Annotated in this window: 10 protein-coding genes; 7 read left to right on the forward strand and 3 right to left on the reverse strand. The window is 73.7% G+C overall.

The annotated features are described in order from the left end of the window. Positions 1-5: 5 nt before the first annotated feature. A complete protein-coding gene (gene mmsA / locus ACIRB7_RS06215; protein ID WP_351209795.1) occupies positions 6-1,508 on the forward strand; it encodes a CoA-acylating methylmalonate-semialdehyde dehydrogenase in 1,503 nt (500 codons plus the stop codon). A gap of 76 nt (positions 1,509-1,584) precedes the next feature. On the opposite strand, the gene ACIRB7_RS06220 is transcribed toward mmsA, so the two are convergent. Next, on the reverse strand, positions 1,585-2,778 hold the full coding sequence (locus tag ACIRB7_RS06220) for a S8 family peptidase (protein WP_403593091.1): 1,194 nt from the start codon (positions 2,776-2,778) through the stop codon (positions 1,585-1,587). A 235-nt stretch (positions 2,779-3,013) separates the two neighbouring features. Between ACIRB7_RS06220 and ACIRB7_RS06225 the strand changes: the two genes are divergently transcribed. Both ACIRB7_RS06225 and ACIRB7_RS06230 read left to right on the forward strand, forming a co-directional pair. Beyond that, a complete protein-coding gene (locus tag ACIRB7_RS06225) occupies positions 3,014-5,701 on the forward strand; it encodes a CocE/NonD family hydrolase (protein WP_403593094.1) in 2,688 nt (895 codons plus the stop codon). Then, a complete protein-coding gene (locus ACIRB7_RS06230; protein WP_403593096.1) occupies positions 5,698-6,588 on the forward strand; it encodes an ABC transporter permease in 891 nt (296 codons plus the stop codon). The genes ACIRB7_RS06225 and ACIRB7_RS06230 overlap by 4 nt, the downstream gene beginning before the upstream one ends. A gap of 27 nt (positions 6,589-6,615) precedes the next feature. Here ACIRB7_RS06230 and ACIRB7_RS06235 read toward each other — a convergent pair whose 3' ends face one another. After that, entirely contained in the window at positions 6,616-7,335 is a 720-nt protein-coding gene (locus ACIRB7_RS06235; RefSeq protein ID WP_403593098.1) for a DNA-binding response regulator, read from the reverse strand. A 215-nt stretch (positions 7,336-7,550) separates the two neighbouring features. On the opposite strand from ACIRB7_RS06235, the gene ACIRB7_RS06240 reads away from it, so the two are divergent. From ACIRB7_RS06240 to ACIRB7_RS06255, 4 genes are all read left to right on the forward strand, one after another. Beyond that, positions 7,551-9,185 (forward strand): VWA domain-containing protein, encoded by a 1,635-nt coding sequence (locus tag ACIRB7_RS06240; protein WP_403593101.1) that lies wholly within the window; start codon positions 7,551-7,553, stop codon positions 9,183-9,185. A 33-nt stretch (positions 9,186-9,218) separates the two neighbouring features. Further along, positions 9,219-9,686 carry a DUF1772 domain-containing protein gene (locus ACIRB7_RS06245; RefSeq protein ID WP_403593103.1) on the forward strand — a complete coding sequence of 156 codons (468 nt, stop codon included), beginning with the start codon at positions 9,219-9,221 and terminating at the stop codon, positions 9,684-9,686. Positions 9,687-10,055: 369 nt separating this feature from the next. After that, a complete protein-coding gene (locus tag ACIRB7_RS06250) occupies positions 10,056-10,940 on the forward strand; it encodes a BTAD domain-containing putative transcriptional regulator (RefSeq protein WP_403593106.1) in 885 nt (294 codons plus the stop codon). 209 nt (positions 10,941-11,149) lie between these two features. After that, positions 11,150-13,177, forward strand: coding sequence for a helix-turn-helix domain-containing protein (locus tag ACIRB7_RS06255; RefSeq protein ID WP_403593108.1), 2,028 nt, complete (start codon positions 11,150-11,152; stop codon positions 13,175-13,177). 75 nt (positions 13,178-13,252) lie between these two features. Here the strand turns inward: ACIRB7_RS06255 and ACIRB7_RS06260 are convergent, their stop codons facing one another. Continuing rightward, positions 13,253-14,518, reverse strand: coding sequence for an IS701 family transposase (locus ACIRB7_RS06260; RefSeq protein ID WP_403593111.1), 1,266 nt, complete (start codon positions 14,516-14,518; stop codon positions 13,253-13,255). Positions 14,519-14,968: the final 450 nt, after the last annotated feature.

Consider the following 14,968-nt stretch of genomic DNA (forward strand, 5'->3'; position numbering starts at 1 on the left):
TCGTCATGACGAAGACCGTCCACCACTGGATCGGTGGCAAGACCGTCGAGGGCACGTCGGGCAACTGGGGCCCGGTCACCGACCCGGCCACCGGCGCCGTCACCACCCGGGTCGCGCTCGCCTCCGTCGAAGAGGTCGACGCCGCCGTCGCCGCCGCGAAGGACGCCTGGGCGACCTGGGGCACCTCCTCGCTCGCCCAGCGCACCACCATTCTCTTCAAGTTCCGCGCGCTGCTCGACGCCAACCGCGACGCCATCGCCGAGCTGATCGTCGCCGAGCACGGCAAGGTCCACTCCGACGCCCTCGGCGAGGTCGCCCGCGGCCTGGAGATCGTCGACCTGGCCTGCGGCATCACCACCCAGCTCAAGGGCGAGCTCTCCACCCAGGTCTCGAACCGCGTGGACGTGGCGTCGATCCGCCAGCCGGTCGGCGTCGTCGCCGGCATCACGCCCTTCAACTTCCCGGCCATGGTGCCGATGTGGATGTTCCCGATCGCCATCGCGACCGGCAACACCTTCATCCTCAAGCCCAGCGAGAAGGACCCGTCGCCGTCCCTGAAGATCGCCGAGCTGCTCGCCGAGGCCGGCCTCCCGGACGGTGTCTTCAACGTCCTGCACGGCGACAAGGTGGCCGTCGACCGCCTCCTGGAGCACCCGGACGTCTCCGCGATCTCCTTCGTCGGCTCGACCCCGATCGCCCGCCACATCCACACCACCGCCTCCGCCAACGGCAAGCGCGTCCAGGCGCTCGGCGGCGCGAAGAACCACATGCTGGTCCTCCCGGACGCCGACCTCGACGCGGCGGCCGACGCGGCCGTCTCCGCGGCGTACGGCTCCGCCGGCGAGCGCTGCATGGCGATCTCGGCGGTCGTGGCCGTCGGCGCCATCGGCGACGAGCTGGTGCAGAAGATCCGCGAGCGCGCCGAGAAGATCAAGATCGGCCCCGGCAACGACCCCACCTCGGAGATGGGCCCGCTCATCACGGCCGTCCACCGCGACAAGGTCGCCTCCTACGTCCACGGCGCCGCGGACGAGGGCTGCGAGGTCGTCCTCGACGGCACCGGATACACGGTCGACGGCCACGAGAACGGCCACTGGATCGGCCTCTCCCTCCTGGACCATGTGCCGACCACGGCCAAGGCGTACCAGGACGAGATCTTCGGCCCGGTGCTCTGCGTGCTGCGCGCCGAGACGTACGAGGAGGGCCTCGCCCTCATCAACGCCTCGCCGTTCGGCAACGGCACCGCGATCTTCACCCGCGACGGCGGCGCGGCCCGCCGCTTCCAGCTGGAGGTCGAGGCCGGCATGGTCGGCGTGAACGTGCCGATCCCGGTGCCGGTGGGCTACCACTCCTTCGGTGGCTGGAAGGACTCGCTCTTCGGCGACCACCACATCTACGGCAACGACGGCGTGCACTTCTACACCCGCGGCAAGGTCGTCACCACCCGCTGGCCGGACCCGTCCGAGGCCCCGGCGGGCGTGGACCTGGGCTTCCCGCGCAACCACTGATCCACTCGTACGCAGGGCCGGGCCCCGGGGGTGCGTACCCCCGGGGCCCGGCCTCTGTCGTGCGCCGTGCGTGCGTCTACCAGCGCGAGTGCAGGAGCTTGTTCGGGGAGCCGGTCTTCGGGTCCTGGACCTTGCCGCTCGTGGCGTTGTCCACGAGTGCGGTGCTCACCTGGGCCGGGGTGGCCGTGGGGTGGGCCGCCAGGTAGAGGGCGGCGACGCCCGCCGTGTGCGGGGCGGCCATCGAGGTGCCGGAGATGGTGTTGGTCGCGGTGTCGTTGTCCTTCCACGCCGAGGTGATGGAGACGCCCGGCGCGAAGAGGTCCACGCAGGTGCCGTAGTTGGAGAAGGAGGCCCGCTTGTCGGCCGAGTCCGTGGCGCCGACGGTGATCGCCTCGGGGACGCGGGCGGGGGAGTAGCCGCAGGCCTTCGCCGGGAGGCCGAGGAAGTTGCCGTTGCCGGCGGCCACCGCGTACGAGACGCCCGAGGCGATCGAACGCTTCACCGCGCTGTCGAGGGAGGTGTTCGCGCCGCCGCCGAGGCTCATGTTGGCGACGGCGGGCTTGACCGCGTTGGCCGTCACCCAGTCGACGCCCGCGATGACCCCGGCGGTGGTGCCGGAGCCGGCGCAGTCGAGGACGCGGACGGCAACCAGCTTTACGCCCTTGGCCACGCCGTACTTCGCGCCGCCGACCGTGCCGGCCACATGGGTGCCGTGGCCCTGGCAGTCCTGGCCGTTCTGCCCGCCGCCGACCGTGTCGGTGCCGACGGTGGCCCGCCCGCCGAACTCGCCGTGCGAGGTGCGGATGCCGGTGTCGATGATGTACGCCGTGACGTTCGACGCGGTCGTGTCGTAGGTGTACGTCGTCGAGAGCGGCAGATCGCGCTGGTCGACCCGGTCCAGGCCCCAGGTGGCCCCGGTCTGCGTGTCGGCGATCCGTACGGTCGCGTTCTGCTCGACGTACGCGACGCGGGGGTCGGTGGCGAGCTCGGCGGCCCGGGCCATCGACATCGTGGTGGAGAAGCCCTTGAGGGCCGAGCGGTAGACGTGCTGCGGGGTGACGCCGAGGTCGGCGGCGCGGGTCGAGCCGTCCTTGAGGACGACGATCCAGCTGTTCTCGAGCGCGGTGGCGGCCGGGGCGAGCCGCAGATCACCGGGGGAGGGGGCGCTCCGGGCGGTGGGGGAGACGGCGAACTGGAGGCCCGCGGCGAGCGCGAGGACGGGGACGAGCGCCGCGAGGCGGCGGGAGGCGCGGCGGGGGATGTGATTCATGTGGTGGGGCACCTGAACCCTTCGTCGAGCGGGTGTGGTGCCCCACAGGGTGACGTCTTGTCATGAGCGACACAAGGGTGCGGGTCCGTGCGTCCTCCGTCCCCCACCCCTCCTCACCCGGACGGCGTGTACTGCGCCCGCTGTACGAGGACCGCCCGACGTACGACTCCAGGAGGCCGCCGAATCCCTCTGCGGGCAGCCGTGCTCCACAGCGAGCCCGCTTAGGCTCGACACCATGCGACTCCGACTTCCCCGGTGGGCCGCGGTCACCGCCGTCCTCGCCGTCCTCGCGGGTGCCGGCACCCTGACCGCCGTCGCCTCGGACGATCCGCCGCCCGTGCACCGCGCGGACCGGATGCTCGACCTCGACGGGGTACGGCTCGACACCTCGTACTTCACCGGCGACGGCGACGGGCGGCGGCCCGCCGTCCTCCTCGGCCACGGCTTCGGCGGCTCCAAGGACGACGTCCGCGCCCAGGCCGAGCAGCTCGCCCGTGACGGGTACGCCGTCCTCACCTGGTCCGCCCGCGGCTTCGGGGCCTCCACCGGGCAGATCGGCCTCAACGACCCCGACCACGAGGTCAAGGACGCCCGCGGGCTCGTCGACTGGCTCGCCGGCCGACCCGAGGTGCTCCTCGACAAGCCGGGCGATCCGCGCGTCGGCGTCACCGGCGCGTCCTACGGCGGCGCGATCTCGCTGCTCGCCGCGGGCCATGACCCGCGCGTCGACGCCATCGCCCCCCAGATCACCTACTGGAACCTCGCCGACGCGCTGTTCCCCCAGGGTGTCTTCAAGAAGCTGTGGGCCGGCATCTTCTTCTCCGCGGGCAACCAGCCGGGGGGAGCGGCCGGCACGACCGCGACCGGCGACACCGCCGCCGGGAAGACCGACGCGAAGGCCGCCGCCTGCGGGCGTTTCACCCCCGAGCTCTGCGCCCTCTACCAGCGCGTCGCCGTCTCCGGGAAGCCCGACGCCGCCGCCCGCGCCCTCCTCGAAGCCCGCAGCCCCTCCGCCGTCGGCGCCCGCGTCAAGGTGCCCGCCCTCCTCGTCCAGGGCCAGTCCGACTCGCTCTTCACCCTGGCCCAGTCCGACGCCATGGCCAAGGCCCTCACCGCCAACGGCGCCCCCGTCGCCGTCGACTGGATCTCCGGCGGCCACGACGGCGGCGACCGCGAGACCGAGCGCGTCGAGCGCCGCATCAGCACCTGGTTCGACCGCTGGCTGAAGCGCGACACCTCCGTCGACACCGGCCCCGCCTTCCGCGTCAGCCGTACCGGCGGCGTCGACTCCACCGACGGCCGCGCCACCCTGCGCGCCGCGACCGCCGACCGCTATCCGGGCCTCACCGCCGGCACCACGGCCGTCCCCCTCACCGGCCGGCCGTGGACCTTCACCAACCCCGCCGGCGCCTCCCCGCCCGCCGTCTCGGCCCTCCCCGGCCTCGGCGGCTCGGTCGCCGGACTCTCCTCCCTCGGCGTCGGCATCTCCCTCGACTTCCCCGGCCAGCACGCCCGGTTCGACGCGAAGCCCCAGGCCGAACCACTCCGGATCACCGGCACCCCGACCGTCCGCGTCAAGGTCACCTCGACCGCCACCGACGGCTCCGCCGTCCTCTTCGCCAAGGTGTACGACGTCGGGCCCGACGGCCGCCAGCAGATCCTTCCCTCCCAGCTCGTCACCCCCGTCCGCGTCGAAGGCGCCGCCGCCGGGAAGAGCGTCACGCTCACCCTGCCCGCGATCGACCACGAGGTGGAGGCCGGGCACCGGCTGCGGCTCGTCGTCGCCGCCACCGACCTCGGCTACGCCTCCCCGGTGCTCCCCGCCGACTACACCGTCACCGTCGAGAGCCCGCTCACCGTCCCGACCGCACCCGGCGTCGACACCCAGGCCGCCGTCCTGCCCTGGTGGGTCTGGGGCCTGCCGCTCCTCGGCCTCGCCGTGGCCGCCGCGCTGCTGTTCTCGGCCCGGCGCCGCACCGCCGCCCCCGCCCCCGACCCCGCGCTGACCGCCGTACCGCTCCAGATCACCGGGCTCTCCAAGAAGTACAAGGGCGGCGAGCGGTACAGCGTCCGCGACCTCTCCTTCCGCGTCGAACAGGGCCAGGTCCTCGGCCTCCTCGGACCCAACGGCGCGGGCAAGACCACCACCCTGCGCATGCTGATGGGACTGATCACCCCCGACGAGGGCGAGATCCGGGTCTTCGGCCAGGCCATCCGGCCCGGCGCCCCGGTCCTCTCCCGGGTCGGCGCCTTCGTCGAGGGCGCCGGCTTCCTGCCGCACCTCAACGGCCGGGAGAACCTCGACCTGTACTGGAAGGCCACCGGCCGACCCGCCGAGGACGCCCACGCCGACGAGGCCCTGCGGATCGCGAACCTGGGCGGCGCCCTCGACCGCGCGGTGCGCACCTACTCGCAGGGCATGCGGCAGCGCCTCGCCCTCGCCCAGGCCATGCTCGGCCTGCCGGACCTGCTGATCCTGGACGAGCCCACCAACGGACTCGACCCGCCGCAGATCCGCGAGATGCGGGAGGTGATGATCCGGTACGCGGCCGGGGGCCGTACCGTCATCGTCTCCAGCCACCTCCTCGCGGAGGTCGAACAGTCCTGCACCCATCTCGTCGTCATGGACCGGGGACAGCTCGTGCAGGCGGGCCCCGTCGCCGAGATCACCGGCTCGGGCGACACCCTGCTCGTGACGCTGGCCGGGGAGATCGACGACGTGCTCGTGGAGAAGGTCGGCGCCCTGTCGGGCGTCACCACGGCGACCCGTGCCGACGGAGGACTCCTGGTCCGCCTCGACGGCCTCGACCCGACCGCCCTCATCGGCGAACTCGTCGCCCTGGACGTGCCGCTGACCGGTGTCGGACCGCACCGGCGCCTCGAAGACGCGTTCCTGACCCTGATCGGAGGCGGAGCCGCATGAGCACCCCCACCACCACCCGCCCGGCCCCGGAACCGGCTCCCGTGGACTCCGCCCCCGGCTACCGCGCCGGACGCACCCTGCCGCTGCGCGTCGAGGCCCTGCGCCAGTGGAAGCGGCGCCGCACCCTGGTGATGGGCGGGATCCTCGCCGCCCTGCCCTTCGTCCTGGTCGTCGCCTTCGCCATCGGCGGCTCCGACGGCGGTGACCGCGAGGGCAGGATCACCCTGATGGACACGGCGACCGCCTCGGGCGCCAACTTCGCCGCGACCGCACTCTTCGCCTCGGCCGGTTTCCTCCTCGTCGTCCCCGTGGCGCTCTTCTGCGGGGACACGGTCGCCTCCGAGGCGAGCTGGTCCTCACTGCGCTACCTCCTCGCCGCGCCCGTCCCCCGGTCCCGGCTCCTCGCCTCCAAACTGGCGGTGGCACTCGGCTTCAGCGCGGCGGCGATCGTCTTCCTGCCGCTGCTCGCACTCGCCGTCGGCACCGTCGCCTACGGCTGGGGGCCGCTCCAGCTGCCGACCGGCGGCTCCGTGCCCGCCGGTGACGCCGTGCTGCGGCTCGCCGTGGCCGTCGCCTTCGTCTTCGCCTCCCAACTGGTCACCGCCGCGCTCGCCTTCTGGCTCTCCACCCGCACCGACGCCCCGCTCGGCGCGGTGGGCGGCGCCGTCGGCCTGACCATCGTCGGCAACGTCCTGGACGCGGTCACGGCGCTGGGCGACTGGCGCGAGTTCCTGCCCACGCACTGGCAGTACGCCTGGATCGACGCGCTCCAGCCCCAACTGGAGTGGAGCGGCATGATCAAGGGCACGGCGCTCTCCGTGACCTTCGCCCTGATCCTCTTCGCGCTCGCCTTCCGCGGCTTCGCCCGTAAGGACATCGTGTCGTAGGGACGTGACCAGGGGCTCACCGTCTTCTCACAGCCACCCCCTCCGAGCCGCTTCCGCGCCCGCGCGGAAGCGGCTCGTCGTGCCGAGGGCCGCCATCAGTTCGCCCACCCGGCGGCTGTACGTCCGGGCGGACATGCCGAGCCGGGCCGCCGCCGTCTCGTCCGTGAGCCCCGCGAGGAGGGCGTCGAGCACCGGGCGCAGCTGCGACGGCAGATCGCAGGACGGCGCGGAGGGCGGCGGCGCGTACGACAACTCCTCCGCCGCCTCCCAGCAGGCGTGATGGGCCCGCGCGAGAGCCTGCACCACCACCGGGTCGCGGATGAGCAACAGCCCGTTGTAGAGCAGCTCCAGATCGAGCGGGACCGCCGCCACCATGCGGTCGACGACGATCATCTTGAAGGGGATGGCCTCCGCCAGACGGGCCCGGCCGGGAAGCGCCGGGCCGTCTTCGAGCCGGGACAGGGCGTGCCGCGGCACGATCCGTCTGACCTCGGCGGCCCGCTCCGCCGCCGCCCGCATGCACGCCCCCGCCAGTTCGAGGAACGGCCCCGGGATCGCGCAGCCCGCCGAGGCGACCGGGTCGTCGAACGTCAACAGCTCGTACCGGGTGGAGGCGGCAAGCCCGGCGAGCGCCGCGCTGATGCGCCGCGCGCCCCGGACCGGGCGCCCCGCGGGCCGCTGTCCCTCGGTCGCGGCCCGGCTCATCGCCGAACGGGCGAGCATCACGGAGCCCGCGCTCTCTGCCACCGCTGACCACCCCCGCCCGATCGATGTCCACTCCATGTACGCATGCGACTGCACACGGTGACAACCCCTGTTGAGAAGTCTGGCGAATCCATGCCACCCGGCTCCGCCCCGTCCGCCGTTGCCGCATCGAGATCCATCCGCAACTCCTTCGACAGCTCCCCACGGGCCTCTCGTTCGTCACAGTCACAAGTGCCTTACCAAGAGGGGGAGATGACATGGATCGATACGAACGGCGGTCGGCCCGCCGCCGCCGGGCCCGGTTCTCGGCGACGATCGCGGGGCTGCTCGCGGCCGGACTCGCCGTCGGCGGCTGCGGGGCGGGCGGCGGCGGAAGCACCGCCGACCGGGCGTCCCACGACAAGGGCGGGACCGCCCCCGCGGTCCCCGACGGCGGCGGAAGTGCCCGCCCCGACGGCTCCTACGAGGACGGGGCGGACGGCAGGGAGGACGCGGGGCGTTCACCGGCGCCCGCCGCCGACTACCTGTCCACCTTCGCCCTGGACGTGGACACCGCCTCGTACGGCTACGCCCGCCGGACGCTCGCCGAGGGACGGCTGCCCGATCCGGCGACCGTGCGCCCCGAGGAGTTCGTCAACAGCTTCCGACCCGACTACCCGCGCCCGGCGGACGACGGTTTCAGCGTGACGCTCGACGGCGCCCGCGCCGGGGGCGACGGCTGGTCCCTCGTCCGGGTCGGGCTCGCCACCAGGGGCGCGGACCGGGCCGCCGAACGGCCGCCCGCCGCCCTCACCTTCGTCGTCGACATCTCCGGCTCGATGGCCGAGCCCGGGCGGCTCGACCTCGTGAAGGAGTCCCTCGGCCTGCTCGCGGACCAGCTCCGCGACGACGACTCGGTCGCCCTCGTCACCTTCAGCGACGAGGCCGAGACCCGGCTGCCCATGACCCGGGTGGGGGAGGCCCGCGGCCGGATCCGCGAGGTCGTGGACTCGCTCGCGACGACCTCGTCGACCAATGTCGAGGCGGGCGTCCGCACCGGTTACGACGTGGCCGTCGAAGGCCACCGGAAGGGCGCCACCAACCGGGTCGTACTGCTCTCCGACGCGCTCGCCAACACCGGTGCCACCGAGGCCGCGACGATCCTCGAACGCATCGAGGAGGAGCGCAGGGCGTACGGGATCACCCTCTTCGGCGTCGGCGTCGGCAGCGAGTTCGGCGACACGTTCATGGAGCAGCTCGCCGACCGGGGCGACGGCCAGACGACGTACGTCTCCACCTCCGCGCAGGCCCGCAAGGTCTTCGTCGACCAGCTGCCCGCCCATGTCGAGCTGCGCGCCCGCGACGCCAAGGCGCAGGTCGCCTTCGACCGCCGGACCGTGGAGAAGTTCCGGCTGATCGGCTACGAGAACCGGGAGGTCGCCGACGAGGACTTCAGGAACGACCGGGTCGACGGCGGCGAGGTCGGGGCGGGCCACACCGTCACCGCCCTGTACGCGGTCAGGACCAGGCCCGGCATGACCGGCCCGGTCGCCACTGCCACCGTCCGCTGGCTCGACCCCGCCACCCGGGCGCCGCGCGAGCGGTCCGGCACCGTCGCTACCGGCGGGCTCGCCGCCGACGTCTGGGGCGGCGGGCACGACAGTCTCCAGCTGACCGCGGTCACCGCCTACTTCGCGGACGCCCTGCGGGGCGGCGGGCTGCCCGGGGCCCCGGGACTCCCGGCGCTCGCGGAGCGCGCCGACGCGATCGCCGGCCGGTCGGGTTCGGCGGTGGTCAGGGAGCTGGCCGAGGCCGTACGGCAGGCGGAAGGTCTGCTCGCTCCGCGCGGCGAGCAGTCGGGTGAAGGGCCTTCCCGTGAGGGAGAGTTGAGGTCGGGCGACCCGTACAGCTGACGCGTACGGCGGGCAGCGGGACAGAATGGCCCCATGGCTTCCCTGCTGCTCGCCCTCGCCGTCGGATGCGCCGGTCTCTACGCCGGTTTCATGCTGATCTTCCAGACCGGGATCATGCCCGCTCTCGCCCGCCTGACGGACGCCGAGTTCGTCACGGCGGTGCGCCGGATCAACGAGTACGTGCCGAGGGGCGTCTTCCTGACCGTCTTCCTCGGGGTGCTCGCCTTCCCCACCGCCGCGTACTTCGTCCCCGTCGACGGGCGCACGGACACCCAGAAGTGGCTGGTCCTGGCGGGGCTCGTGTGTGCGGCCCTCAACCACGCGGTCACCGTCGGCGGCAACATCCCGCTCAACACCGCGCTCGCCGCGTCGGAGGGCCCGGGCGACGACCCGGCGAAGGTCCGCGGCGCCTTCGAGAAGCGCTGGAACGGTTTCCACCGTGTCCGTACGGCCCTGATCACCGTCGCGTTCGGCCTGCTGACGGCCGCGGCCGTGCTCTAGGTCCGGCCGGGGCCGCTCCAGGCCCCCCGTTCCGGCGCGTCAGGCCCCCGCCCCGACCCGTCGGATCCCCGAACCGTACCGAGCGGCCGGATTCTGGCGTGAACTCGTGCGTGTCGGCGCTTCCCGCATCCGCAAGGACCCTGCGAAAGCGTACCCCCGAGTCCGGAAACAGTCTTCCGAGGTGCGTTCGCCTCTGTCAGTGATGAAATCTTGACACCTCAATACCACCATAAAGGGGGTGAATCACCCCGATATCCCGGGTTGAGATTCCGTACCCTCCGGTTTCTTATTGACATGCCTACGGGGGTCTTTTCTAATCAACGAGAGTCATCCCGCGCGCAGACACCGCACAGGCACTGAGGGGGCAAGGTGGACGTCCGGATCCTGGGGGGATTGTCGGTACGTGAGCACGGGGTGTCGATCACCCCGACGGCCGCCGCGCCCCGGCAGCTCCTCGCCCTGCTCACGGCCAGCGCCGACCAGGTCGTCCCGGTCACGGTGCTGACCGAGGAGCTGTGGCCGTCCGGCGCGCCCCGCGGCGCCCGTACCGAACTCCAGTCCCACATAGCGGAGTTGCGTACCCTCATCGCGGGCGCGCTGCTGCGCGGCGCCGAGCCGGCCGAACCCGGGCCCGGCTGGTCCGAGCGCCGCACCGCCGACGCGATCCTCGTCTCCCAGCCCGGCGGCTACCGTCTCGACACCGGCGGCGGCCCCCACGACGTCTGGCAGTTCGAGCGCGCGGCCGGCGCCGGCTACCGCGCCATGGAGGCCGGCGACCTCCCGCGCGCCGCGCTCCGCCTCGGCGAGGCACTGGCGCTGTGGCGCGGCGAACCCTACGCGGGCGTCGCCGCGGGACCCCGTCTCCGCAGGGAGATCGAGCGCCTCGAAACCTCCCGGCTGAGCGTCCTCGACCAGTGGGTGGAAGCGCAACTGGGCCTCGGCCGGCACGCAGAGCTGCTCTCCGAACTCTCCGGGCTCGTCGCCCGCTACCGCACCAACGAGCCCCTCCACGCCCACTACATGGTCGCCCTGCTGCGCTGCGGACAGCACGAGGAGGCCCGCACCGTGTACGAGCGGCTGCGCGTGGCCCTCAAGGGGGAGAGCGGCATGGAGCCCTCGGCCCGGCTCCGCCGTCTCCAGGGCTCGGTCCTCACCGTGCGGAACTCCGCGGTCCGCCCCGTGTACGCTCCCCGTATCCCCGCCCAGTACAGCCCGGCACGCGCCAGGCTCGTCCCGGCGGGCTCCGTCGGCTGACCATCCGACAGGGCGCAGGGGCACGTGGGGCCCAGGGGACGCACGGGGCTCAGGGGTTACAGGGGGCCCAGGGTCTCCGGGGCGCTCGCCACCGGGAACCAAGTGCGGCAGCTCACCGTTGACCGACTCCCGAAGCCGAATTAGTTTCGGCGACCAGTACGGGTTTCCGCCCAGGTGCCCGATTTCGCTCGACCACGGGGGACGGGACCATGACCTTGCACGGCGCCGACGGAGCCGGTGGTGCCGACGCGCTGCTCACGGTCCTCGAACTGCTCGCCGGGCAGACCCCGCCCGCCCGCTTCGACGCCCTCCTCGACGAGGCCCGCCTCTCCGGACTCGCCGGCGCGGAACTCCACCGCCTCGAACGCGCCGTCGAACTGGCCGGCGAGGTCCACCGGGGGCGCGCGGACGAGACGCGCCGCGAGGCCGGGCTCGCCACGCTCACCGACACCGCCCGCGACCTGACCTCCGCCTACGACCTCGACAGTCTGCTGCGCGTCATCACCCGCCGCGCCCGCCGGCTGCTCGACCTCGACCTGGCGTACGTGACCCTCCGCGGCCCGCACGGAGCCTGCTACGTCCACACGACGGAGGGCTCCCGCGGCGGCCGCGGCGAGGGCCCGCGGCTCGCGCCAGGCCTGAGGATCGCCGAGGGGTACGGGCTCGGCGGCGCCGTCCAGCTCCACGGCGAACCCGTCTGGACCGCCGACTACCTCGCCGACGAGCGCTTCGCCCCCTCCGGCTCCCTCGACGCCGGCGTCCACGCACCGGCCTTCGACGAAGCCGCCGAGGCGGCCCTGCGTGCCGAGGACCTGCACGCGATCATGGCCGCGCCGCTGCGCAGCGGGGACACCGTGATCGGCGCCCTCCACGGCGCCGACCGCCGGGTCCGCCACCACACCTCCGAGGAGATCGGGCTCCTCGCCGCGCTCGCCGACCTCGCCGCCGTGGCCGTCGAGAAGACCGGACTCCTCGACCGCACCCGGGCCGAGGTGACCGAACTGGAACGGGACAGCTCGCGCGTCCGTACGAGCCTCACCCGCATGCGGCACGTCAGCGAGGCCCACGGCCGCATCATGAACCTCGTCCTCGCGGGGGGTGACCTGTGCAACGTCGCCAAGGCCGCCGCCGACGCCCTCGACGCGACCGTGATGATCCGCGACCAGGGCGGCCGCTGCCTCGCCACCGCCGGCGACATCCCCGGACTCGACGAGGAAGCCGTCGCCAAGGCCTCCCTCGACGCGCACGCCCGCCGCCGCCCGGTCCTCGCCGCCGACGACACCTGGGTCGCCCCCGTCATCGCCGGCTCCGAGGACCTCGGCGGACTCGTCATCCGCGCCGCGGGCGGCCTCACCGGCGAGGACGAGCGGCTCCTCGAACTCGCCGCCCAGTCCGTCGCCTTCCTCCTCCTCATGCGGCGCTCCACCGCCGTCGCCGAAGGACCCGTCCGCGACGAGCTCCTCGACGACCTCATCGCCGACCCGCCGCACGCCCCGCAGCAGATCGCCCAGCGGGCCCGCCGGCTCGGCGTCGACCTGCGCAAACCGCACGTCCTCGTGCTCGCGCGGCCCGAGGGCGGCGAACAGGGCAGGGCCGTCGTCTGGGCGTCCTCGTACGCGTACCGCCTCTCCGGTCTGAAGACCGTGCAGGGCGGCTGCATCGTGCTGCTGCTCCCGGGCATCGACGCGTCCGCCGCCGCCAAGGCCGTCGCCGCGGAACTCTCCCCGCTGCTCGGACACCCCGTCTCGGTCGCCGCCGCGGGACCCGGCTGGAGCCCGGACGGCGTCGCCCGCATGCACCAGGAGGCCGGCCGCTGCCTCGACGCGATGAGCGCGCTCGGCGGCACCGGGTCGGCGGCCTCCGTGCAGGACCTGGGGTTCCTGGGGCTGCTGCTCTCCGACGACAACGACGTCGAGGGCTTCGTCGAGGCGGCGATCGGGCCCGTACTCGACTACGACGCCGAACGGTTCACCGATCTCACCCACACCCTGGAGGCGTACTTCGCCTCCGGCGGCAGCCCGACGAACGCGGCGGAGGCGCTGCACGTCCACCCCAACACGGTCTCCCGCCGTCTGGAGCGGATCGGCGAACTCCTCGGACCCGAGTGGCAGAAACCGGGCCAGGTCCTCGAGGTCCAGCTGGCCCTGCGCCTCCAGCGCACCCGGGAGGTCCTGGCCCGGGGCCGCGCCACGACGGACCCGGCCGGCCGACCGGGCCCGCCAGAGCGCGGCAACTGACGGACCGAAGGGCCCGTATACGCGCGTTGCGCGTGCCTCCGCCGGCGGCCTGCCCCCGCCCGGTGGCCTGCCCCGTCAGCTCGCCGTGCGCCCCGACCCGTAGCGGGAGTCGTACGCCGCCTCCCAGTCGGTGGCGGCCATGACCGTCGCCGCGTGGGCCGCCGACGCCAGCGTGATGTGACGGTGCCAGCCACGGAACGAGCGGCCCACGAAGTCGCGCAGCCCCGCACCCTCCCCGACCTCCGCGAAGTCCCGCTCCACCCGGCGCGCCAGCTTCGTCAGCCGCAGCAGGGAACCGACCGGAGAACCGGTCAGGTCGCTGATCCACACCCGGGCAGGGGCCCGCCGGGGATCGTCCCACTCGCCGAGCAGCACGAGCGGCCGCATCCGCTCCCCGCCCGGCGTGGGCAGCGCCACCCGGACGGCCGTGGCGAGCGACGTACGCGAGGTCCGCGCGCCGGCCACGGTGTCCACCCAGCTCACCGGCCTGCGCAGCCCCTTGAGCGACTCCAGGATCTGTACGGCGGTCAGCGGGCCCGCCCCGAAGCCGGGCAGCGACCGGTCGGCGATCGCCAGCCGGGAACCCGGACCGATCCGGGCCACCACCGGCACCCCCGCCCCGGCGAGCCGGGTGAGGGCCGCCCGCCCCGCGCCGCCCCGGATGTCGAGCAGCACCGGCTTGCGGGTGACGTCGGGCCAGCGGGCGGTGTCGAGCGCCGCCGCGACCGCGCACTCCTCCAGGGTCTCCTCGCCGGCCTCCTGGGGAACCTCCGCGCGGTCGCGCCGCGTCCGGTCGTTGACCCAGGGATCCGGCAGGAACAGACGCCAGTTCACGGGGACGCTCAGCTCGTCGCCGGCGAACCACACCCCGAAGGCCTGCTGGCCGTGGAAGACCTGACCGCGCTCCGGGTCGAAACGCCGGTCCACGCCCACCGAATGCTCGCCGGCCTTCGGGATCGGCATGGGACGCACCACCCAGGCCTGCGGGCAGCTGTTCCGCTCCAGGAACCGGGCGAGCGCGGCCCGCATGGGCTGCCAGTCCCAGGTCGAGCTGGACACGAAGTGGTGCAGGCTCTGCTCGGCCGCGGGACCGCCTATCTGCGCGGCGATGTTACGGATGGACTTGCGGCCCTGCGCGGTCAGCAGGCCGTGCAGATACTGCTCGGCCTTCAGACGCTGGTCGCGGCGCGGGAAGCCGGAGAACAGCGCGCCGCACAGCTCGGCGTAGACGTCCTCGCGCGAGCCGGCCGCGCCGACGGACCTGACGACGCCCAGGGGAAGAACGGCCGGCGGAACAGCCCCGGCGACGGCCCTGCGCTTGATTGCGACGGATGTACTCACGACACTCCTGCCCGAAGGTTGCGCAGCTCCCTCCCGCTGCACCACCACCGTCGCCCGTCCCGGCCCCCCGGGACGAGGTGTACCCGGCACCCGAATCGGCCGCCGGATGGTGGCCGGACCACCTCCCCCCGTGTCGTCGCAGGTCGCAGGCGTCTTCGCCCCGTCCGGCCGGCTCCCGCCGAGGCGGTCCCGAGGGCCTCGCCGGGGAATCTGACAGACTCACCGGCCCGGCTTTGACCCGTCGCAGGGCGTGGCCGGACCATCGCAGAGCGAGGCTGCACGGGCCGGTCCCCGGTTAATGCCCCAGGCCGGTGACCGCGCCTGTGCGCCTCGCCTTGAACGGACCCGCGCGCCTTGCCCTGGCCCGTCCGCCAGGCCAAGGCGCGCGGGTCGGACCGAGGCGCACCGGCCCGTCCCGTGCGGCCCGCCGTGAACCGACCCGCGCGCCCC

The sequence above is a fragment of the Streptomyces sp. NPDC093795 genome, assembly GCF_044764665.1.
GTDB lineage: Bacteria > Actinomycetota > Actinomycetes > Streptomycetales > Streptomycetaceae > Streptomyces.